Here is a 19,630-nt window from a genome sequence, read left to right on the forward strand (position 1 = left end):
GGTTCTCCGCTTACTTCGCGTCGCCGGCCGGGGCGGCAGGCTGGGCGGCGGCCGCCGGCTTGGCCGGTACGTCGCCCTTTTCGGTGGCCTTGACCGGCATGCCGGGGCCGATCTTCTGCAGGCCTTCCACGATGACCTTGTCACCGGCCTTCAGGCCGTCCTCGACCAGCCACTTGTCGCCAACCGTGCGGCTGACCTTGACCGGGCGTACTTCGACCTGGTTGTCCTTGCCGACCACCATCGCCGTGGTATCGCCCTTCGGATCGCGGGCGATGCCCTGCATCGGCACCAGCACGGCATCACTGCGCACGCCGCCGCCGATCACCGCACGCACGTACATGCCCGGCATCAGCAGGCCGTCCGGGTTGTCCACCTTCACGCGCAGGCCGAAGCTGCCGGTGGTCGGATCGACGCTGACTTCGGAGAACTCCAGCGTGCCCTTGTGCTCGAAGGTGCTGCCGTCTTCCATCAGGATGCTGACCGGCAGGGTCTGGTTGTCCTGCAGGCGGCCGGCAGCCAGTTCGCGGCGCAGCTGCAGCAGCTCGGCCGAGGACTGGGTCAGGTCGACATAGATCGGATCCAGCTGCTGCACCGTAGCCAGTGCATTGGCCTGGCCGGCGCTGACCAGCGCACCCTGGGTGACGCTGGACTTGCCGATGCGGCCGCTGATCGGCGCGGTGATGCGGGCGTAGCCCAGGGTGACGTTGGCTGCGTCCAGCGATGCCTTCGCGGCACCGACATCCGCCTCGGCCTGCTTCTGCGCGGCCACGGCATTTTCCAGGTCCTGCTGGCTGACCGCATCGACCTTGGCCAGCTCGGTGATGCGCTTGGCGCTCAGCCGGGCGGCGTTGGCGGTGGCCTCGGCGCGGGCCAGCTGGGCGCGGGCACTGTTGGCCTGGGCGCGGTAGCTGGCGTCCTCGATCTGGTACAGCGGCTCGCCGGCCTTGACCATGCCACCTTCGGTGAACAGGCGCTTGGCGACGATGCCATTGACCTGCGGCCGCACTTCGGCGACCAGGAAGGCGTTGGTACGGCCCGGCAGTTCGCGGGTCAGGCCCACGGTCTCGGACTTCAGCGTGACCACAGTGACGTCACCCGGGCCCTGCTCGGGGGCCTGGGGTTGGCCGCCGCAGGCAGCCACGGTCGCGGCGATCGCCAGCGACAGCGCAAAGGGTCGGATTCGGCTCAGCAACATGACGGAAAGGCTCTTAGGGGAAGGAATCTCAAATCGCGCTGATACAGGCCGAAAGCGCCAGCAGGCAACGCTCACCAGCGGGGAGTGGGAGCCGGACCGGCCTGCCACGCACACGACGGGAATGATGGGAGCGAAATATACATACATGCTTGTTTGTTTGTAAACCGGTACAATTCAGCCACGTTTCACCCGCACTCGTACCCATCCATGGCCCGCAAGACCAAAGAGGACACCCAGGCAACCCGGGAAGGCATCCTTGACGCCGCCGAAGCCTGCTTCCATGAACACGGCGTGGCCCGTACCACGCTGGAGATGATCGGTGCCCGCGCCGGCTATACCCGCGGTGCGGTCTACTGGCACTTCAAGAACAAGAGCGAGGTGCTGGCCGCGATCGTCGAGCGCGTGCATCTGCCTTTCATGCAGGAGCTGGAGCGCACCTCGACCGACCAGCGCGACACGCCGGTGCACGACCTGCGCGCGGTGATGATCCACTCGTTCATCGAACTGTCCGAGGACGAGCGCCTGCGCAAGACCATGGAGATCATGCTGCGCAGCGATGCGTCGGCTGACACCAAGGTGCTGACCGAACTGCAGCAGGCCGGTTTCCGCGATGCGTTGGACCGGATGGAGCGCGCCCTGCGCCGCGCCCGCGATCTGGGCCAGCTGCGCGAGGGTGCAGACCCGAAGATCGCCGCACGCATGCTGCACGCCACCGTGCTGGGCGTACTGCACGGTGCGATGGTCGAACCGGAACTGATGGACCTCAAGCGCGATGGCATGCTCGCACTGGACATGACCCTGGCCGCCTACGTGAAGGACGGCGTGTTCGTTCCCGGCACCGTGCCCGAGCCGCTGCCCGAGGCATGAGCGGGGTCGCTGTGGCCATCGCAGCCCCAATGTGAGGACAGACGCATGATCCTGGACAACGTGGTGTGGGGCTTCATCGGCTGCGGCAGCGTCACCGAGAAGAAGAGCGGCCCCGCCCTGGCCAACACACCCGGCTCACGGGTGGCGGCGGTCATGCGCCGCAATGCCGCATTGGCCGAAGACTATGCGCGGCGCCACGCGGTGCCACGCTGGTACACGGATGCCGACGCGCTGATCGGCGATCCGGACGTGAACGCTGTGTACGTTGCAACACCGCCCTCCACGCACATGCAGTACGCATTGCAGGCGATCGCCGCGGGCAAGCCGGTCTATATCGAGAAACCCATGGCCCTGGACCTCGCCGAATGCGAGCGCATCCTGGAAGCCAGTGCACGCCGTGGCGTGCCCGTGTTCGTCGCCTACTACCGCCGCGCCCTGCCCCGATTCGCGCAGGTGAAGCAGCTGCTGGACAGCGGCGCGATCGGTACACCGCGCAGCGTTCGCGCCACCCTGCATCGGCCGCATTCGGTGAATGCCGCATCGCCGGACTTCTGGCGGACCAATCCCGCGATCTCCGGCGGCGGGCTGTTCGTCGATCTGGGCTCGCACACCTTGGACCTGCTCGATCATCTACTGGGGCCGCTGAGCGATGTGCGCGGCCTGGCCAGTTCATTGGCCGGCGCTTACGCCGCCGAGGACAGCGTCTCGATGTGCTTCCGCATCGGGCCAGGCGTGCATGGCATCGCGCAATGGAGCTTCTGCGCGTTCCGCCGCCAGGATGAGATCGAGATCACCGGCGACCGCGGCCAGCTGCGTTTCGCCACCTTCGAGGATGTACCGGTGGTGCTGGAGACCGAAGCCGGTGTGCAGACATTCGACATCCCCAACCCGTCGTCGATCCAGCAACCGTTGATCGCGCATCTGGTGGACGAGCTGCGCGGCAGCGGCCGTTCGCCCTCGACCGGCGTAAGTGCTGCCCGCACCAGCGCGGTGATCGACCAGGTGCTGCAGGCCTACCGCGCCCGGCAATCGTGCTGAGCGCCAACGCAAAAGGCCGCCCTGCGGCGGCCTTTTCTGTTGCAGTGGATGGAGTCAGGGCCCTCGCCGTGGCGAGGGATCCGGCCGGATCGGGCGTTACAGGATGTAGCGGCTCAGGTCCGGGTCCTGCACCAGCTCACCCAGGTGTGCATCGACGTAGGCGCTGTCGATGGCCAGGGTTTCGCCATCGCGGTCCGGTGCCTCGTAGCTGAGCGAATCCAGCAGGCGCTCCAGCACCGTATGCAGGCGGCGCGCGCCGATGTTTTCCTGGCGCTCGTTCACCTGGAAGGCGATCTCGGCCAGGCGCTCGATGGCATCGGCGGTGAAACTGACCTTGACGCCCTCGGTGGCCAGCAACGCTTCGTACTGCTTGGTCAGCGCAGCCTTCGGCTCGGTCAGGATACGCACGAAATCACCCTTACTCAGCGCACCCAGTTCCACGCGGATGGGGAAACGGCCCTGCAGCTCCGGAATGAGGTCGCTGGGCTTGGCCAGGTGGAACGCGCCCGACGCGATGAACAGGATGTGGTCCGTCTTGATCGTGCCGTACTTGGTGGACACGTTCGAGCCTTCCACCAGCGGCAGCAGGTCGCGCTGCACGCCTTCGCGGGAGACATCGCCACCGCCCACGTTGTCGCCGCGCTTGGCAACCTTGTCGATCTCGTCGATGAAGACGATGCCGTGCTGCTCGCAGGCCTCGATCGCCGCGGTGCGGATATCGTCTTCGTTGACCAGCTTGCCGGCTTCTTCCTCGATCAGCAGCGGGCGCGCAGCCTTGATGGTCAGCGTGCGCTTGTGCGCCTTCGCGCCGCCGCCGAGGTTGGCGAACATCGACTTCAGCTGCTGGCCCATTTCCTCCATGCCCGGCGGGGTCATGATGTCCATGCTGACATTGGCGGCCAGGTCGAGCTCGATCTCACGCTCGTCCAGCTCGCCGTTGCGCAGCATCTTGCGGAACTTGATGCGGGTCTCGTTGTCCTGCGCCGACGGCTCGTTGCGGGCGGCTTCCGGATCGAAACCGATGCCACCGCTGCGGCGCGGCAGCAGCGCATCGAGGATACGGTCTTCGGCGCGTTCCTCGGCCTGGGTACGCACGCGCACCTTGGCCTGTTCGCGGTACAGCTTGACCGCGGTATCAGCAAGGTCGCGGATGATCTGCTCGACGTCCTTGCCGACGTAGCCCACTTCGGTGAAGCGCGTGGCTTCGACCTTCACGAACGGCGCGTTGGCCAGCGTAGCCAGGCGGCGCGCGATCTCGGTCTTGCCGACACCGGTCGGGCCGATCATCAGGATGTTCTTCGGCATCACTTCATTGCGAAGCTCCGGCGCCAGCTGCATGCGGCGCCAGCGGTTGCGCAGGGCGATGGCCACGGCACGCTTGGCGTCGTGCTGGCCCACGATATGCCGGTCCAGTTCCTGCACGATCTCGCGCGGGGTCATGGTGGCGGAGGAAACTTCGATCTTCGACATGGATGTGCTCACGGATTCAGATGCATGTAGAGCCGAGCCATGCTCGGCTGACGGGCAGCCCTGCCGAGCATGGCTCGGCACTACAGAAGAGCGGTCACAGCTCCTCAACCACCACGTTGCGGTTGGTGTAGATGCAGATGTCGCCGGCGATGCCGATCGCCTCGCTGGCGATGGTGCGTGCATCCAGTTCGGTGTGCGCCATCAACGCGCGCGCGGCCGATAGTGCATAGGAACCACCGGAGCCGATGGCGATGATGCCGTCCTCCGGCTCGATCACATCACCGGTGCCGCTGATGATCAGCGAGGTTTCCTTGTCAGCCACTGCCAGCAGAGCTTCGAGCTTGCCCAGGCGGCGCTCGGTGCGCCAATCCTTGGCCAGCTCGACCGCAGCGCGCTGCAGCTGGCCGTGCTTTTCCAGCTTGGCCTCGAACAGCTCGAACAGGGTGAAGGCATCGGCGGCGGCACCGGCGAAACCGGCCAGCACCTGGCCGTCGCGGCCAAGGCGGCGCACCTTGCGCGCGTTGCCCTTCATCACGGTGTGGCCCAGCGTGACCTGGCCGTCGCCGGCAATGGCCACGTGCTCGCCGCGACGGACGCAGACGATGGTGGTGGCGTGGAAAACGTTGGGGTTCTGACTGGGGTCCATGATGCCTCCGGGGTGACAGAACCAGAGGTGGGGACTGCGCTGCGCCCTTCAAGCCACCCGCGACCGGCTGACGCAGGGGCAACGTTCAGCTTTCTCCGCTGCCCTCATTGCTGCGTCGACGCTTGGCGCGCGGATGCGCGGCGTCGTAGACCTTGGCCAGGTGCTGGAAATCGAGGTGGGTATAGATCTGCGTGGTGGCGATGTCGGCATGGCCCAGCAGCTCCTGCACACCACGCAGGTCGCCGGACGATTCCAGGATGTGGCTGGCGAAACTGTGCCGCAGCATGTGCGGATGCACCTGCTTGAACAGGCCCTGGCGCTGCGCCAGCTGGCGGATGCGGATCTGCACCGCACGCTGGCTGATTGGCCCGTTGCGACCGGGGAACACCGGCGATGCCGGACCACCGCCACTTTCCGCGCGCCACGCCTGCAGCGCTTCGCGTGCCGGCCGCCCGAACGGCACCCGGCGCTGGCGGTTGCCCTTGCCCAGCACGTTGACCAGCCCGCTGTCGAAATCCAGGTCGCGCCAGGTCAGCGCGCAGACTTCGCTCAGGCGCAGGCCGGAGGAATAGAACAGTTCCAGCAGCGCACGGTCACGGCGGCCGAGGTCACCTTCCGGCTCCAGTTCGACCAGCTGCACCGCCTCATCGGCGTCAAGGACCTGCGGCAACCGGCGCGGCGCGCGCGGTGCCTTCAGCGTCGCTGCCGGACTGACCTCGATGCGCCCGTGCTTGAGCAGCCAGGCATAGAAGCTGCGGCAGGCCGACAGGCGGCGTTGCAGGCTCTTGGCCGACAGGCCGCGGCGATGCTCGTCGGCGACGAACTGGCGCAACGCATCGGCATCGAGCGCCTCCACCGCTACGCCACGCGGTTCGGCCCAGACCGCTAGCGCGTCCAGGTCGCGGCGGTAGGCGTCAAGCGTATGCGCCGACATCCGCCGCTCCACCTGCAGGTGCTGCAGGAAGGCCTGTACCGCGCTCATCGTCGTCCGGTCCTGCTCAGTCGTGGAAGCGCTTCAGGCCAGTGGCCAGGGCGTCGCCCATCATGCGCAGGAACAGCGTGCCCATGCCCGGGTAGAAGCGGTTCGGGTCGTGGCTGCCGACCGCGATCAGGCCGACGCCCGGCAACGGCAGCAGCGCGGTGGTCTGCACTTCCTCGCTGCGCACGCCGTACAGGACGGCATTCTTTTCCGGCTGCAGGCGGCCGCAGATCGGCTCGCCGTCGTTCAGGCAATCGCGGAACGGGCCCAGTTGCGGATCATCGGCAGCAATCACCTGCAGCCAGTCGGCCTGTTCCAGCCCGGCCACCGGCGCATGCACCACCAGCCGCACCAGGTCGCCGGCGAAGTCTTCCTGCAGCGATGCGGCCATCGCGCGCAGGGTATCGGCCGCGTTGTCCTGCTTCATCAGTGCCAGGGTCAGCTGGTGCGTGCGCACTGCCAGGCGTTCATTGACCTGTGCGGTGGCGCCCAGGTCGGCCAACCGTCGTGCCAGCTCGCGGTTCTTCTCGCGCAGCACTTCCAGCTGGTAGCTGGCCAGCGATGCGGTCGGGCCGTCATCGCGCGGCACCACCAGGGTCAGGGCCAGGTCCGGGAACTGCTTGAGGAAGCCGGGATGCCGCCGCAACCAGGCAGCGACTTCATGGGCCCCGAGCTTGTCGACGGTTTCGCTCATGCCATCCACTCCCCTTCGAAGACGAATGCGGTCGGGCCCGCCATCACCACCGGCTGGCCATCGCCCGGCCACTGGATGCGCAGGTCACCTCCGGGCAGGCTGATGCGCGCATCGCGCTGCAGGCGGCCGCGCTGCATCAGGGTCACGGCGGCGGCGCAGGCGCCACTGCCGCAGGCCAGGGTCTCGCCGACACCGCGCTCGAACACGCGCAGGCGGGCGTGCGCCGGGCCCATCACCTGGGCGAAGCCCACGTTCACCGAGCGCGGGAACGACGCGTGCTGCTGCAGCAGCGCACCGACGCGCTCGACCGGTGCAGCATCGATCAGGCCCACTTCGATCACCGCATGCGGGTTGCCCATCGACACCGCAGCAAAGCGGACGCTCTCGCCCTGCAGCGGCAGCAGGTATTCCTCGCGCGGGTGGGCGAAGCCCATCAGCGGCACGTTGGCCGGCTCGAAAGCAGGCACGCCCATCGTCACCGCAAACTGCCCTTCGCCCAGCACCCGCACCTCATGGCTGGCCAGCGGGCTGTCGATGACGAACGCATCGCCCTGCGCACTGCCCTCGCGCACCAGCCAGGCCGCGATGCAGCGCGCGCCATTGCCGCACTGCTCGGAATTGGAACCGTCGGCGTTCCAGATGCGGTACGAGGCCACCGAGCCTTCCGCACGCGGCGCCTCGATGGTCAGGATCTGATCGCAGCCGACGCCGGTATGGCGGTCGGCCAGGCGCGCGGCCAGTTCAGGCGTGGGCGGCGCAGTGCCGTCACGCAGGTCGATCACTACGAAGTCATTGCCCGCGCCATGCATCTTGCTGAAGCGCAAGGCCCTGGAACCGGCCTTACTCATTCCCGCTGCCCGCCTTCTTCGCTGGCGCGGGTGCCGGCTGGGTGGTCGTTGCAGCCGGGTCGACGGTCGTGGCCGGGGCAACGGCGCCTTGGGCCTCGGCCGGGGTCGCCTCGGTGGCGGGCTCGGCGGCCGGTTCGACGGTTTCTTCCACCGGCACCGGCTTCTGCGGCAGTACCAGCGGGCCCTTGTTGCCGCAGGCGGCGAGGAGCAGCAGCGAGGCCGCTGCCAGCGGAATCAGGATGGCGTTTCGATGGGGGATCTTCATGCCCCGAGTATAGCCATTGGCGGCTGAGCGGTTCGTGCAGGGGATCGGGTTGCCGGCCAGCGGCCGGCACTACCGCAGGCGCTCAATCCGCGGGCGGTGGCAACGGCCGCGTCCACAGCCAGATCGCCACCACGGTCATGCTGCCGATCGAGAACCACTTCACCCAGGCGACCGGCACGCACCACAGCATGATGCAGGCGCACACCGCCATGGTGATCGTGGCCATCCACTTGCCGTAGCGGCTGACCGCACCATGTGCCTGCCAGTTGGCGATGGCCGGGCCGAAGCGCGGGTGCTGCAGCAGCCAGGTGTGCAGGCGTTCGGACCCACGTGATGCAGCCCACGCCGAGATCAGGATGAATACGGTGGTCGGGAGGCCCGGCACGAAGATGCCGACGATGCCGGTGCCCAGGCTGACGTAGGCCAGCAGCCACCACGCCCAGCGGAAACGCACCACGCGCGGTGGCGTGGCGGTATCGCGGGATGCGGAGGGCTCGGGCAGGCTCATGGCCGCAAGGATAACGGTTCGGGGTGCCCGGCAACGCCCGGCACCCCTTCGCCGTTACGGCTGGGCGATGCCCAGCTGCTGCAGCACGAACGCGTACGACTCGGACAGCTCGCGGTAGCGCTGGAAGCGCCCCGACTTGCCGCCGTGGCCGGCTTCCATGTTGGTGCGGAACAGGATCGGGTAGGGGCCGGTGTTGTGATCACGCAGCTTGGCCACCCACTTGGCCGGCTCCCAGTACTGCACCTGCGAATCCCACAGGCCGGTACCCACGAACAGCGCCGGGTACGCCTGCTGCTTCACGTTGTCGTAGGGCGAGTAGGACAGCATGTAGTCGTAATACGGCTTCTGCTCCGGGTTGCCCCACTCATCGTATTCGTTGGTCGTCAGCGGAATGGTCGGGTCGAGCATGGTGGTGACCACGTCGACGAACGGGACCTGCGCCACCATCACCCGGTAATCCTGCGGGGCCTGGTTGGCCACCGCGCCCATCAGCAGGCCACCGGCGCTGCCGCCGGACGCGGCGACACGATCCTTCGCCGCCCAGCCCTGTGCGACCAGGCCGCGGGTGACGTCGATGAAGTCGTTGAAGGTGTTCTGCTTGTGCAGCAGCTTGCCGTTCTCGTACCAGTCGCGGCCCATTTCCTGGCCGCCGCGGATATGGGCGATGGCATACACCACGCCGCGGTCGAGCAGGCTCACCGCCGTCTGGTTGAAGTACGGGTCCATCGACATGCCGTAGCTGCCGTAGGCGTACTGGAACAGCGCGCCCTTGCCGTCCTTCTGGTAGCCCTTGCGGTAGACCAGCGACACCGGCACCTTCACGCCATCGCGTGCGGTGATCCAGACGCGGTCGGTTTCGTACTTCGAGGCGTCATAGCCGATCACCGGCTGCACCTTCAGCTGGCGACGCTCACCGGTGGCGGTGTTCAGCTCGAACACGGTGGTCGGGGTTGTCATCGAGGTGTAGACGTAGCGCAGCCACGGCGTATCGGCCTCGGTGTTGTCGCCCAGGCCCATCGAGTACGCCGGCTCATCAGCCTTCACGTAGTCGCTGCGGCCATCCTTGAACAGCAGGCGGATGCGCTCCAGGCCCTCGGAACGTTCGGCGATGGCGGTGTAGCTGTCGAACAGCTCGAAGCCTTCGATGAACACCGCATCGTCATGCGCGATCCAGTCCTTCCACTGCGCACGCGAGGTGGCATCGGTCGGTGCGGTGACCAGCTTGAAATTCTTCGCACCGTCGTTGGTGCGGATCACCCAGCGGCCGTCGTAGTGGTCGGCGTCGTACTCGACATCGCGCTGGCGCGGGGCCAGCACGGTGAAGGTGGTCGGATCGCTGGCCGGTGCGTAGCGCTCTTCCGAGGACACCGTGCTGTGCACGCCGATGGTGATGAAGCGATCGTCGCGGGTGCGGCCGATGCCCATGTAGAAGCTGTCGTCCTTCTCTTCGTAGACGACGGTGTCGGCGCTGGCTGGAGTGCCCAGCACGTGCTTCTTCACGCGCACGGTGAGCAGCGTTTCCGGATCGTTCTCGACATACAGCACGGTGCGGTTGTCGTCGGCCCAGACCAGGTCGCCGGAGCTGCCGGTGATCACATCGGGCAGCACCTTGCCGGTGGCCAGATCCTTGAAGCGGATCGTGTACTGGCGGCGGCCGACATCATCATCGGCCCAGGCCAGCAACTGGTTGTCCTGGCTGACATCCATCGAGCCGACGCTGAAGTAGCCCTTGCCCGCAGCCATCGTATTGACGTCCAGCAGGATTTCCTCGGCGGCCTCCATGCTGCCCTTGCGGCGTGCGTGGATGGGGTAATCCTGGCCGGTCTCGAAACGGCTGTAATACCAGTAGCCGCGCTCGCGCGCCGGCACGCTGGAATCGTCCTGCTTGATGCGGCCGACGATCTCCTTGTACAGGGTGTCTTCCAGTGGCTTCAGCGGTGCCAGCAGCTGATCGGCGTAGGCATTCTCGGCCTGCAGGTAGGCCAGCATGTCCTTGTCCGTGCGCTTGTCATCGCGCAGCCAGTAATAGTCATCGTTGCGGGTCGCGCCGAACGGCGCCTTGACCACGTGCGGATGCCTGGCGGCGTCCGGCGGAACGGGCGGAGTGGCGGCGGTAGCAGTCGTGGTCATCAGGCTGGCGAGCAACAGGCAGAGGGTGGACTTCATGAAGTAGGGTTCCTGGCGCATCAATGCAATGGTCTTCGGCGGGGTCAGATCCCTTTTCCCGAAAAGGGATCTGACCCCAATCGCAGCCAAGCGGCAACCCTGCAGATCGTCATGGGCCATGCCGACCGGCGTACCATGGATCCATGAGTACCCTGCCCCACACGCCGGGCTACAGCCGGCGCAGCCATGAAATCGCCCCGTTCCATGTGATGTCCCTGCTGGCCCGCGCGCAGGCGCTGGAACAGGCCGGCCACGATGTGATCCACCTGGAAATCGGCGAACCGGACTTCACTACCGCCGAACCGGTCGTGCGGGCCGGCCAGGCCGCACTGGCCGCCGGCCATACCCGCTACACCGCCGCACGTGGCCTGCCGGCCCTGCGCCAGGCGATCAGCGGTTTCTATCGCAGCCACTACGGTCTGGACATCGATCCTGAACGCATCCTGGTCACCCCGGGTGGGTCCGGTGCGTTGCTGTTGGCCAGCAGCCTGCTGGTCGATCCCGGCCGCCACTGGCTGCTGGCCGACCCCGGCTACCCCTGCAACCGCCACTTCCTGCGCCTCGTCGAAGGCGGCGCACAGCTGGTGCCGGTCGGCCCGGACACTGCGTACCAGCTCACGCCGTCCCTGGTGGAACAGCATTGGAATGCCGACAGCGTCGGCGCGCTGGTTGCCTCACCGGCCAACCCGACCGGCACGGTGCTCTCCGCCGACGAACTGGCTGCACTGTCGCAGACCCTGCACGCGCGGGGCGGCCACCTGGTGGTGGACGAGATCTATCACGGCCTGACCTACGGCCTGGACGCGCCCAGCGTGCTGCAGGTGGACGACAACGCATTCGTACTGAACAGTTTTTCCAAGTACTTCGGCATGACCGGGTGGCGGCTGGGCTGGCTGGTGGCGCCGCCGTCCGCAGTACCGGATCTGGAGAAGCTGGCGCAGAACCTGTACATCAGCGCCTCAAGCATCGCCCAGCACGCCGCGCTCGCCTGCTTCAGCGAGGAATCCATGGCGATCTTCGAGCAGCGCCGCGACGCGTTCCGCCAGCGTCGCGACTTCCTGCTGCCGGCACTGCGTGAGCTGGGCTTCCGTATCGAAGTCGAGCCACAGGGCGCGTTCTACCTGTACGCCGACGTCAGTGCATTCACCGACGACGCGCAGGCATTCTGCGCGCATTTCCTGGAAACCGAGCACGTGGCGTTCACCCCGGGCCTGGATTTCGGCTTCCATCGTGCCAACCAGCACGTGCGCCTGGCCTATACCCAGGAGGTGCCGCGATTGCAGGAGGCGGTGGCGCGGATCGCGCGTGGGTTGAAGCATTTCCGGTAGCGCCGGGCCATGCCCGGCGGCATCCTGCCGCGCTACGCGCGCGCCGGGCATGGCCCGGCGCTACCCGATAACGGAAAACGCCGCCCTGGGGCGGCGTTTTCCGTTCTGCTTACTTGCCGCCCAACCGCTCCCACAGGAAGCTGTAGGCCAGCGCCGACATGTGCGCGGCCTGCGCGTTGTTGGCGGCGCCGCCGTGCCCCCCTTCGATGTTCTCGTAGTAGGTCACGTCCTTGCCGGCGTCGATCATCTTCGCCGCCATCTTGCGGGCATGCCCCGGGTGCACGCGGTCGTCGCGGGTCGAGGTCGTGAACAGCACCGGCGGGTAGTTCTTCTTCGCGTTGAACAGGTGGTACGGCGAGAAGGTCTTGATGAACTCCCAGTCACTGGTATCCGGGTTGCCGTACTCGGCCATCCATGAGGCACCCGCCAACAGGTGGCTGTAGCGCTTCATGTCCAGCAACGGCACCTGCACCACCACCGCACCGAACAGCTCCGGGTACTGGGTCAGCATGTTGCCGGTCAGCAGGCCACCGTTGCTGCCGCCCTGCACGCCCAGGTGCTTGGCGCTGGTGATCTTGCGCTTGACCAGGTCCCGCGCCACCGCGGCCATGTCTTCGTAGGCCTTGTGGCGGTTCTGCTTCAGCGCCGCCTGGTGCCAGCGCGGGCCGTACTCGCCGCCACCACGGATGTTGGCCACCACGTACACGCCGCCCTTCTCCAGCCAGGCGCGGCCCATGCCACCGGAATAGCTCGGGGTCAGCGAGATCTCGAAGCCACCGTAGCCGTACAGCAGCGTCGGATTGGAACCATCGAGCTTCATCGCCCTGTCGTGCACCACGAAGTACGGCACGCGGGTGCCGTCCTTGCTGGTGGCGAAGTGCTGCTCGATCACCTTGCCTTTGGCGTCGAAGAAGGCCGGCATGGTCTTCAGCGTTTCCGGGGCCTGGCCGATCTCGGCCAGCGCCAGCGTGGTCGGGGTCAAGTAGTCGGTGGCGGTCAGCCACACCGCGTCGCTGTCATTGCTGTCCACTGCAGCCACGCCCAGCGTGCCGAAGGCAGGGGCGCCGACGAAGCGGCTGGTCTTCCAGCCATCTGCGCCCGGGGTCAGCACCGACAGGCGGTTCTTGACGTCGTCCAGCACGTTCAGCACAAGATGGCTCTTGGTCCAGGTGGCGCTGGCCAGCGAGGTGGTCGCGGTCGGGGTGAACAGCACCTCGAAGTCGCGCTTGCCGGCCAGGAAGTCGTCCAGCTGGGTGGCCAGCAGCGAACCGGAGGCATAGGTCTTGCCGCCCACGGTCCACGGATCGCGCAGTTCCAGGGTCAGCCACTGCTTGTGCAGGCCCTTCTCGGCCGAGTTCGGGGCGTCGATCTTGGTCAGCGTGCCGTCGTCGCCACGCAGGTAAAGCTCGTTGTTGTAGAACGCCAGCGTGCGGCTGACCAGGTTGCGCTCGAAGCCCGGGGTGTCATCGTGCATCGCCGCGATGTACATGTCTTCCGGCTTGCCTTCGTACACCACGGTGGCCGAGGCCATCGGCGTGCCGCGCTTCCACAGCTTGGCCACGCGCGGATAGCCGGACGTGGTCATCGTGCCGGCACCGAAGTCGGTGTAGACGAACACGGTGTCGCGGTCGACCCAGTTGAGGCCCCCCTTCGACTCCGGACGGAAGAAGCCGTCCTTGATCCAGGTCTTGTTGGCCAGGTCGAACTCGCGGGTGACGTCGGCGTCGGCGCCGCCGCGCGACAGCGCGATCAGGCAACGGCTGTAATCCGGGCGCAGGCAATCGGCGCCGTGCCAGACCCAGTTCTCACCCTCGGCCTTGTTCAGCGCATCCAGGTCGAGCACGGTCTCCCACTGCGGCGACGCCTTGCGGTACTCGGCCAGGGTGGTGCGCCGCCACAGGCCGCGCTCGTGCTGCTGGTCTTTCCAGAAGTTGTAGTAGTAGTCGCCGATCTTCTGCACGCCCGGAATCTTGGCATCGGAGTCGAGCACCTCGCGGATGCGGGTCTCCATCTGCTTGAAGGCCGGGGTCTGCGCCAGGCGCGCCTCGGACTTGGCATTCTGTTCCTTGACCCAGGACAGCGGCTTGTCGCCGGTGACGTCCTCCAGCCAGGCGTAGCGGTCGGTATCTTCAGCGGCCACGGCGGTCCCCACCGAGGCAGCGGTCATCATGCCGGCCAACAGGCAGGCGGAAGCGAGTCGTGACATTGCAGCTCCAGGCAGTCATAAGCCGTGGAACGCTAGCACGGAATGCCGCGGCCTCCCCCGTGTCGAAGGTCAGGCCGTGGCCGCCGGGCCGCGCCGGCGACGCGCCTGTCCACCGGTACGCCGCACCTTCGGCAGCCGCGACAGGCGCGGCAGCGGGAAGCGCAACAGCGCCCACCAGGCCGCGAGCGGCATGCCGATCAGCCACATCGGCAGCCAGCCCAACCACGCGCTGCTGCCACGTGCCGCTGGCCAGACCAGTACCAGCGCCAGTCCGGCCAGCACCAGTTGCCGCACGCCACGCAGCAGGCGCGGGTCGGCGCGTTCGATGATGCGTTCAGTTGCAGGGTGACGGACGGAACGTGTGTTCATGGGCCTTCTCCGGTAGACAATGCAACACAGCTTGGGCAAGCCCCTTCTCACAGATTGCGACACCATTGACGGATCGCGCACGCTCAGTCGACCATGCTCAGGCAAAGCCCTCCTGAGCCCGCTCCCGCATGACTTCGATCCGCCCGCTCTGCGCCGTGTTGCTGGCCCTGTCCCTGGCGGGCCCCGCCATGGCGGTCGGTGAGCCGCCATCACCCCGTGCCAGCGCCCCGCGCGCCGATCCGGATGCCCCGATCGACCTCAAGCGCTTCATGGGCACCTGGTACGTGATCGGCCGCGTGCCGAACTTCATCGAACGCGGGCACGTCGCCAGCGTCAACGAGTACGAGTTGCGCGACGAGCACAAGGTCGGCATCACCTACCGCTACCGCGACGGCTTCGGCGAACCCCTGCAGGAGATCCGCGCACGCGCCAGCGTCGACCCGGACAGCGGCAACCACGGCTGGCGCACCTGGTTCTACCGCGTGGTGCCGACCCACTCCCGGGTGCTGGACGTCGCCCCGGACTATTCGTGGGCACTGATCGGCTACCCGGGCCGCGAGATGGCGTGGATCTTCTCGCGCACGCCGGACATGGACAAAGCCCTGTACAAGGAGCTGGCCGAGCGCCTGCGCGACGAGTACGGCGTGAACACCGACAAGCTCAAGCGCGTGCCGCAGCACGTCGACCAGGTCGGCAAGCTGGGCTACGAAGTCCCGAACGTGCGCTGAGAAAGCGTCGCCGGGCATGGCCCAGCGCTACCTGAACGATACCGGGCCATGCCCGGCGGACGTGACGTGCCTTACGCCGCCCGCGGCTGCACGCGGCGCTCGATCTCGCCAAGCGTGGGCAGCGTCTTCAAGTCGTAAGTCGCCTGCAGCGCCAGCCACGATGCGGCATCACCTCCGAAATGGCGCGCCAGCCGGGCAGCAGTGTCGGCGGTGATCGCACGTTCGCCATGGACGATGGCATGCAGGCGGGTGGCCGGAACATCCAGTTCCCTCGCCAGTGCATTCACGCTCAGAGCCAGCGGGGAAAGGAACTCCTCTCGCAGGATCTCGCCGGGATGGATGGCCCGCATGCGATTGTTGGTTGGCTTCATGGCGAATGCCTCAGTGGTAGTCAACGATTTCCACGGATTGCGGACCGCTGTCGGTCCAGATGAAACACAGCCGCCACTGATCGTTGATTCGCAGGCTGTGCTGCCCTTTGCGGTCGCCAGCCAGTGCCTCCAACCGGTTGCCGGGCGGACTGCGCAGGAACGCCAGCGTCTGTGCCGAGTCAAGCATCTGCAGCTTGCGTTCCGCTGCCCGTCGAATCGGCAGCCAGGCGCGCACGCAGTGGCCTTCAAACAAGGCGCGGGTGTGCTTGCAACGGAAGGACCGGATCATTCCGCAAAACGTATTACGTCACACGGAATATACCAAGCAACTGGATGTGCTGCCAGTCCCGGTTCGGTGATTCAGGTTTTCAATGGATCGATTGCGTCATGCCGCCGCCGGGCATGGCCCGGCGCTACCCGAACGACGCCGGGCGACGCCCGGCACCGGGTTACTTGCGGCTGTAATGCGCGACCAGGCGGTCGCCGAGCATCTGCAGCAGCTGCACCAGGACCAGCAGCAGGACCACGGTGACCAGGGCCACGTCGGTGTGCGAACGCTGGTAGCCATCGCGGAACGCCAGGTCGCCGAGGCCACCGGAACCGATCGCACCGCCCATCGCAGTGAAGCCGATCAGGGCCACGGTGGTGACGGTGGCACCGGCGATCAGGCCGGGGCGCGCTTCCGGCAGCAGCACGCGGGTCACCAGCTGCCAGGTGGTGGCGCCCATCGCCTGGGTCGCCTCGATGACGCCTCGATCCACTTCGCGCAGCGCGGTCTCGACCAGGCGCGCATAGAACGGCGCTGCGCCGATCACCAGCGGTACGATCGCGCCGCGCACGCCCAGCGAGGTTCCCATCAGGAACAACGTGACCGGAATCAGCACGATCATCAGGATGATGAAGGGCACCGAGCGCAGCAGGTTCACCACCAGTGCCAGCGCGCCATAGGCGAACGGCCTCCGCTTCATCTGTGGCGCGCCGAACAGGTACAGCAGCACGCCCAGCGGCAGGCCGATGGCCAGGGTCAGCGGCAGCGAACCGAGCAGCATCAGCAGGGTGTCGATGGTGGCCTGGCCGATGTCGGCCCACTTGCCCGCATCCAGGTGACGGAAGAAGCCGCCAGCAGCAGCAATGATCATCGACGCAGCTCCTCGACGTGCACGCCGGCGGCCACGAAGGCAGCCTGCGCGGCGGACTGGTCGCCGCCCACCAGGGCGACCACCAGCTGGCCATACGGGGTGTCCTTGATCCGGTCGATACGCCCGGACAGGATGTTGTAGTCGACCCCGGTCTGCCGCGCGACGCTGCCGAGCAGGGGTTCGTAGGTGTCGCCACCGAGGAAGGTCAGGCGCACGATACGGCCGCCAACGGCATCGAAATCACGGTGCAGCGCGCCCTCGTCCACATGCTCCGACTCGCTGACGAACCGGCGCGTGGTCGGATGCTGCGGGTGCAGGAACACCCGGGTGACCGGACCGGTTTCGACCATCTGGCCGGCATCGAGCACCGCAACGCGGTCGCAGACACGGCGGATCACGTCCATCTCGTGGGTGATCAGCACGATGGTCAGGCCGAGCTCGCGATTGATCTTCGACAGCAGCGACAGCACCGAAGCAGTGGTCTGCGGGTCGAGCGCACTGGTGGCCTCGTCGCACAGCAGGATCTGCGGACGGGTCGCCAGCGCGCGGGCGATACCGACGCGCTGCTTCTGGCCACCGGACAGCTGCGCCGGATACTTCTGCGCATGCGCTTCCAGGCCCACGGTCTGCAGCAGCTCGGCCACGCGCGCGTCGGTTTCCGCCTTCGGCGTGCCGGCCAGTTCCAGCGGGAAGGCGACATTGCCCGCCACCGTGCGCGACGACAGCAGATTGAAATGCTGGAAGATCATGCCGATGCGCCGGCGCAGCGCGCGCAGGCCGTCCGCGTCCAGCGCGGTGACATCCTCACCACCGATCAGCAGCCGGCCACCGCTGGGTTCTTCCAGGCGGTTGATCATGCGGATCAGGGTCGACTTGCCGGCGCCGGAATGGCCGATGATGCCGAAAACCTCACCGGCCTCGATGGTCAGGTCCAACGGTTGCAGCGCGCTGATCTCGCGGCCGGCAACGGCATAGGATTTGTGCAGGCGCTGGAACTCGATCACGGGCGTGGCTCACCGGCTGGGTGACGGAAGGGGGCGTGCAGCCTACCAGCGCAGGCGGTCGCGCGCCCGCGCCATGGGCCAGAATGTTATTCCTTTTGGTTCTAACGTACCTGCTCCGGCGCGGGTTCCGGGGTCGGATCCCCGCAGGGGCTCTGACCCCGCTTCCCGGCCAAACCGGTTCAGGGATGATCCAACGGCTTCGGCGGCTCCTGCCGGTTCACCCGCTCGCGGTGCAGCAGGTAAAGCCCCGAAGCCACGATGATCGCCGCGCCCACCCAGGTATAGCCATCGGGCAGCTGGCCCCAGAAGGCCAGGTCCCAACCGATCACCCAGACCAGCCCGCTGTACTCCAACGGCGCGATCATCGAGGCCTCGCCCAGCTGGAAGGCCCTGGTCAGGGCGATCTGGCCCAGCGCCCCGGCCAGGCCCATGCCACCGATCAGCGGCGCATGTGCCAGCTGCAGTGGCACCCAGCCGGGAAGGGCCAGCAGCCCGGCACCGATGGCCATGATCACCAGGAACCAGACCACCATCGACTGCGAGGTATCTGTGCGGGTCAACAGGCTGACCGTGATCGCGGCTACGGCATAGGCGGTGGCCGCGGCCAGCACCATCAGCCCCGGCACCGAGATGAAGCCATCGACGCCCGGCCGCAGCACCACCAGCACACCGACCAGGCCAATCCCGATGGCGACCCAGCGCCGTGGCCCGACCCGCTCGCCCAGCAGCGGCACCGACAATGCGGCGATCAGCAGCGGGGCAACGAAATAGATGGTGTAGGCAGTGGACAGCGGCAGGTCGCGCAGGGCGAACACGAAGCAGCCGATCATCGCCATGCCCAGCGCACCACGCAGCAGGTGCAGCCCCCAGCGGCGCGGCACCAGCGAACGCGGCCCGGCGCTGGCCAGCACCCAGACCAGCACGAACGGCAACGAGGCCGCGCCGCGCAGGAAGGTTACTTCCAGGGTGGGGTAGCTGGCCGACAGCTGCTTCATGCCAGCATCCATCAGCGAGAAGCAGGCGACCGCAGCGACCATCCAGGCCACTGCGCGCGAGGGGGAGCGTTGCACGTTCATGGCCCATTATCGCCCGGTCGTCGCTTTCTGTAGAGCCGAGCCCACGCTCGGCTGCCCTTCACAAAGCCGCCGAGCGTGGGCTCGGCTCTACAAAGGGCGGGCATGGGGCCCTCGCGATAGAATGGCTGCCACTGAATCCTGCGGAGCATCGCCCATGCCTTCCTTCGACGTCGTGTCTGAAGTCGACACCCACGAACTGACCAACGCCATCGACCAGGCCAACCGCGAACTGGCCACCCGCTTCGATTTCAAGGGCGTGGATGCCAAGTTCGAACGCGATGGCGATGTGATCAACCAGTTCGCGCCGACCGAGTTCCAGCTCAAGCAGATGAACGACATCCTGCGTGCACGCCTGGCCGCGCGCGGCATCGATGTGCTCAGCCTCGAATTCGGCGACATCGAGACCAACCTGGCCCAGGCCCGGCAGAAGATCACCGTCAAGCAGGGCATCGAGCAGAAGATCGCCAAGAAGATCGCCGCTGCGCTGAAGGAGGCCAAGCTGAAGGTTGAAAGCCAGATCAATGGCGACAAGCTGCGCGTGCAGGGCAAGAAGCGCGATGACCTGCAGGACGCCATCGCCGTGCTCAAGGCCGGCAAGTTCGAACTGCCGCTGCAGTTCAACAATTTCCGCGATTGATCTGGCCGCCGGGCATGGCCCGGCGCCGGCACCTGCGGTACGACGGCGCGTTGCAAGCGACGCGCCTACAATGTCCGCCCCGCCAGCCGACGTGCC

At 66.9% G+C, this 19,630-nt stretch carries 21 protein-coding genes; 5 read left to right on the top strand and 16 right to left on the bottom strand.

Translation table 11 applies throughout. The features are described 5' to 3' along the window. Window positions 1-10 precede the first annotated feature (10 nt). A complete protein-coding gene (smeD, locus tag AC2A1N_RS16100) occupies window positions 11-1,195 on the bottom strand; it encodes a multidrug efflux RND transporter periplasmic adaptor subunit SmeD (protein WP_061479698.1) in 1,185 nt (394 codons plus the stop codon). A gap of 207 nt (window positions 1,196-1,402) precedes the next feature. Here smeD and smeT point away from each other — a divergent pair, with 207 nt between their 5' ends. Together smeT and AC2A1N_RS16110 are read left to right on the top strand one after the other, a co-directional pair. Continuing rightward, the gene (gene smeT, locus AC2A1N_RS16105) at window positions 1,403-2,062 is read left to right on the top strand and encodes an efflux transporter SmeDEF transcriptional repressor SmeT (RefSeq protein ID WP_061479699.1); all 660 of its coding nucleotides are present in this window, start codon (window positions 1,403-1,405) and stop codon (window positions 2,060-2,062) included. A 45-nt stretch (window positions 2,063-2,107) separates the two neighbouring features. Then, the gene (locus tag AC2A1N_RS16110) at window positions 2,108-3,100 is read left to right on the top strand and encodes a Gfo/Idh/MocA family protein (protein WP_061479700.1); all 993 of its coding nucleotides are present in this window, start codon (window positions 2,108-2,110) and stop codon (window positions 3,098-3,100) included. Window positions 3,101-3,196: 96 nt separating this feature from the next. Here the strand turns inward: AC2A1N_RS16110 and hslU are convergent, their stop codons facing one another. The 8 genes from hslU to AC2A1N_RS16150 all read right to left on the bottom strand — a co-directional run bounded on the left by hslU (window position 3,197) and on the right by AC2A1N_RS16150 (window position 10,676). Then, window positions 3,197-4,570: an ATP-dependent protease ATPase subunit HslU gene (gene hslU, locus AC2A1N_RS16115; RefSeq protein ID WP_061479701.1), complete on the bottom strand. Its 1,374-nt coding sequence runs from the start codon at window positions 4,568-4,570 to the stop codon at window positions 3,197-3,199. 94 nt (window positions 4,571-4,664) lie between these two features. Continuing rightward, on the bottom strand, window positions 4,665-5,216 hold the full coding sequence (hslV, locus tag AC2A1N_RS16120) for an ATP-dependent protease subunit HslV (protein ID WP_005411093.1): 552 nt from the start codon (window positions 5,214-5,216) through the stop codon (window positions 4,665-4,667). 85 nt (window positions 5,217-5,301) lie between these two features. Continuing rightward, on the bottom strand, window positions 5,302-6,198 hold the full coding sequence (gene xerC / locus AC2A1N_RS16125) for a tyrosine recombinase XerC (protein WP_134968364.1): 897 nt from the start codon (window positions 6,196-6,198) through the stop codon (window positions 5,302-5,304). 16 nt (window positions 6,199-6,214) lie between these two features. Further along, window positions 6,215-6,889, bottom strand: a complete 675-nt coding sequence (locus tag AC2A1N_RS16130) for a DUF484 family protein (RefSeq protein WP_049414366.1) — start codon at window positions 6,887-6,889, stop codon at window positions 6,215-6,217. Continuing rightward, window positions 6,886-7,737 (bottom strand): diaminopimelate epimerase, encoded by an 852-nt coding sequence (dapF, locus tag AC2A1N_RS16135; RefSeq protein WP_061479703.1) that lies wholly within the window; start codon window positions 7,735-7,737, stop codon window positions 6,886-6,888. Before dapF ends, AC2A1N_RS16130 begins: the two co-directional genes overlap by 4 nt. Next, on the bottom strand, window positions 7,730-8,002 hold the full coding sequence (gene lptM, locus AC2A1N_RS16140; RefSeq protein ID WP_061479704.1) for an LPS translocon maturation chaperone LptM: 273 nt from the start codon (window positions 8,000-8,002) through the stop codon (window positions 7,730-7,732). Before lptM ends, dapF begins: the two co-directional genes overlap by 8 nt. An 82-nt stretch (window positions 8,003-8,084) precedes the next feature. Beyond that, on the bottom strand, window positions 8,085-8,510 hold the full coding sequence (locus tag AC2A1N_RS16145) for a YbaN family protein (protein WP_061479705.1): 426 nt from the start codon (window positions 8,508-8,510) through the stop codon (window positions 8,085-8,087). A 54-nt stretch (window positions 8,511-8,564) separates the two neighbouring features. Then, a complete protein-coding gene (locus AC2A1N_RS16150) occupies window positions 8,565-10,676 on the bottom strand; it encodes a S9 family peptidase (protein WP_061479709.1) in 2,112 nt (703 codons plus the stop codon). A gap of 143 nt (window positions 10,677-10,819) precedes the next feature. Between AC2A1N_RS16150 and AC2A1N_RS16155 the strand changes: the two genes are divergently transcribed. After that, a complete protein-coding gene (locus tag AC2A1N_RS16155; protein ID WP_061479706.1) occupies window positions 10,820-12,004 on the top strand; it encodes a pyridoxal phosphate-dependent aminotransferase in 1,185 nt (394 codons plus the stop codon). Window positions 12,005-12,113: 109 nt separating this feature from the next. Here AC2A1N_RS16155 and AC2A1N_RS16160 read toward each other — a convergent pair whose 3' ends face one another. After that, window positions 12,114-14,210: a prolyl oligopeptidase family serine peptidase gene (locus AC2A1N_RS16160; protein WP_134968368.1), complete on the bottom strand. Its 2,097-nt coding sequence runs from the start codon at window positions 14,208-14,210 to the stop codon at window positions 12,114-12,116. A gap of 69 nt (window positions 14,211-14,279) precedes the next feature. Continuing rightward, window positions 14,280-14,579 (bottom strand): hypothetical protein, encoded by a 300-nt coding sequence (locus tag AC2A1N_RS16165; RefSeq protein ID WP_061479865.1) that lies wholly within the window; start codon window positions 14,577-14,579, stop codon window positions 14,280-14,282. 128 nt (window positions 14,580-14,707) lie between these two features. Between AC2A1N_RS16165 and AC2A1N_RS16170 the strand changes: the two genes are divergently transcribed. Continuing rightward, window positions 14,708-15,307, top strand: coding sequence for a lipocalin family protein (locus tag AC2A1N_RS16170; RefSeq protein WP_061479866.1), 600 nt, complete (start codon window positions 14,708-14,710; stop codon window positions 15,305-15,307). 71 nt (window positions 15,308-15,378) lie between these two features. Here the strand turns inward: AC2A1N_RS16170 and AC2A1N_RS16175 are convergent, their stop codons facing one another. The 5 genes from AC2A1N_RS16175 to AC2A1N_RS16195 all read right to left on the bottom strand — a co-directional run bounded on the left by AC2A1N_RS16175 (window position 15,379) and on the right by AC2A1N_RS16195 (window position 18,897). Beyond that, window positions 15,379-15,678: a HigA family addiction module antitoxin gene (locus tag AC2A1N_RS16175; protein WP_061479867.1), complete on the bottom strand. Its 300-nt coding sequence runs from the start codon at window positions 15,676-15,678 to the stop codon at window positions 15,379-15,381. 10 nt (window positions 15,679-15,688) lie between these two features. Next, window positions 15,689-15,913, bottom strand: coding sequence for a type II toxin-antitoxin system RelE/ParE family toxin (locus AC2A1N_RS16180; RefSeq protein WP_429001060.1), 225 nt, complete (start codon window positions 15,911-15,913; stop codon window positions 15,689-15,691). A 214-nt stretch (window positions 15,914-16,127) separates the two neighbouring features. Continuing rightward, window positions 16,128-16,817, bottom strand: a complete 690-nt coding sequence (locus AC2A1N_RS16185) for a methionine ABC transporter permease (RefSeq protein ID WP_242893581.1) — start codon at window positions 16,815-16,817, stop codon at window positions 16,128-16,130. Beyond that, window positions 16,814-17,821, bottom strand: a complete 1,008-nt coding sequence (locus AC2A1N_RS16190; protein ID WP_242893583.1) for a methionine ABC transporter ATP-binding protein — start codon at window positions 17,819-17,821, stop codon at window positions 16,814-16,816. Before AC2A1N_RS16190 ends, AC2A1N_RS16185 begins: the two co-directional genes overlap by 4 nt. A 179-nt stretch (window positions 17,822-18,000) precedes the next feature. Next, window positions 18,001-18,897 (bottom strand): DMT family transporter, encoded by an 897-nt coding sequence (locus AC2A1N_RS16195; protein WP_019660712.1) that lies wholly within the window; start codon window positions 18,895-18,897, stop codon window positions 18,001-18,003. A 154-nt stretch (window positions 18,898-19,051) separates the two neighbouring features. On the opposite strand from AC2A1N_RS16195, the gene AC2A1N_RS16200 reads away from it, so the two are divergent. Beyond that, window positions 19,052-19,534, top strand: coding sequence for a YajQ family cyclic di-GMP-binding protein (locus AC2A1N_RS16200; protein ID WP_005419468.1), 483 nt, complete (start codon window positions 19,052-19,054; stop codon window positions 19,532-19,534). Window positions 19,535-19,630 lie beyond the last annotated feature (96 nt).

The organism is Stenotrophomonas maltophilia group sp. SKK55 (assembly GCF_057179845.1).

Coding starts and splice junctions, on each gene's coding strand:
- AC2A1N_RS16155 (WP_061479706.1), top strand. CDS start 10,820: ATGAGTACCCTGCCCCACACGCCGGGCTACAGCCGGCGCAGCCATGAA.
- AC2A1N_RS16130 (WP_049414366.1), bottom strand. CDS start 6,889: ATGAGCGAAACCGTCGACAAGCTCGGGGCCCATGAAGTCGCTGCCTGG.
- AC2A1N_RS16160 (WP_134968368.1), bottom strand. CDS start 14,210: ATGTCACGACTCGCTTCCGCCTGCCTGTTGGCCGGCATGATGACCGCT.
- smeT (WP_061479699.1), top strand. CDS start 1,403: ATGGCCCGCAAGACCAAAGAGGACACCCAGGCAACCCGGGAAGGCATC.
- lptM (WP_061479704.1), bottom strand. CDS start 8,002: ATGAAGATCCCCCATCGAAACGCCATCCTGATTCCGCTGGCAGCGGCC.
- smeD (WP_061479698.1), bottom strand. CDS start 1,195: ATGTTGCTGAGCCGAATCCGACCCTTTGCGCTGTCGCTGGCGATCGCC.
- AC2A1N_RS16200 (WP_005419468.1), top strand. CDS start 19,052: ATGCCTTCCTTCGACGTCGTGTCTGAAGTCGACACCCACGAACTGACC.
- AC2A1N_RS16165 (WP_061479865.1), bottom strand. CDS start 14,579: ATGAACACACGTTCCGTCCGTCACCCTGCAACTGAACGCATCATCGAA.
- AC2A1N_RS16110 (WP_061479700.1), top strand. CDS start 2,108: ATGATCCTGGACAACGTGGTGTGGGGCTTCATCGGCTGCGGCAGCGTC.
- AC2A1N_RS16150 (WP_061479709.1), bottom strand. CDS start 10,676: ATGAAGTCCACCCTCTGCCTGTTGCTCGCCAGCCTGATGACCACGACT.
- hslV (WP_005411093.1), bottom strand. CDS start 5,216: ATGGACCCCAGTCAGAACCCCAACGTTTTCCACGCCACCACCATCGTC.
- AC2A1N_RS16185 (WP_242893581.1), bottom strand. CDS start 16,817: ATGATCATTGCTGCTGCTGGCGGCTTCTTCCGTCACCTGGATGCGGGC.
- AC2A1N_RS16145 (WP_061479705.1), bottom strand. CDS start 8,510: ATGAGCCTGCCCGAGCCCTCCGCATCCCGCGATACCGCCACGCCACCG.
- AC2A1N_RS16175 (WP_061479867.1), bottom strand. CDS start 15,678: ATGAAGCCAACCAACAATCGCATGCGGGCCATCCATCCCGGCGAGATC.
- xerC (WP_134968364.1), bottom strand. CDS start 6,198: ATGAGCGCGGTACAGGCCTTCCTGCAGCACCTGCAGGTGGAGCGGCGG.
- AC2A1N_RS16170 (WP_061479866.1), top strand. CDS start 14,708: ATGACTTCGATCCGCCCGCTCTGCGCCGTGTTGCTGGCCCTGTCCCTG.
- AC2A1N_RS16195 (WP_019660712.1), bottom strand. CDS start 18,897: ATGAACGTGCAACGCTCCCCCTCGCGCGCAGTGGCCTGGATGGTCGCT.
- dapF (WP_061479703.1), bottom strand. CDS start 7,737: ATGAGTAAGGCCGGTTCCAGGGCCTTGCGCTTCAGCAAGATGCATGGC.
- hslU (WP_061479701.1), bottom strand. CDS start 4,570: ATGTCGAAGATCGAAGTTTCCTCCGCCACCATGACCCCGCGCGAGATC.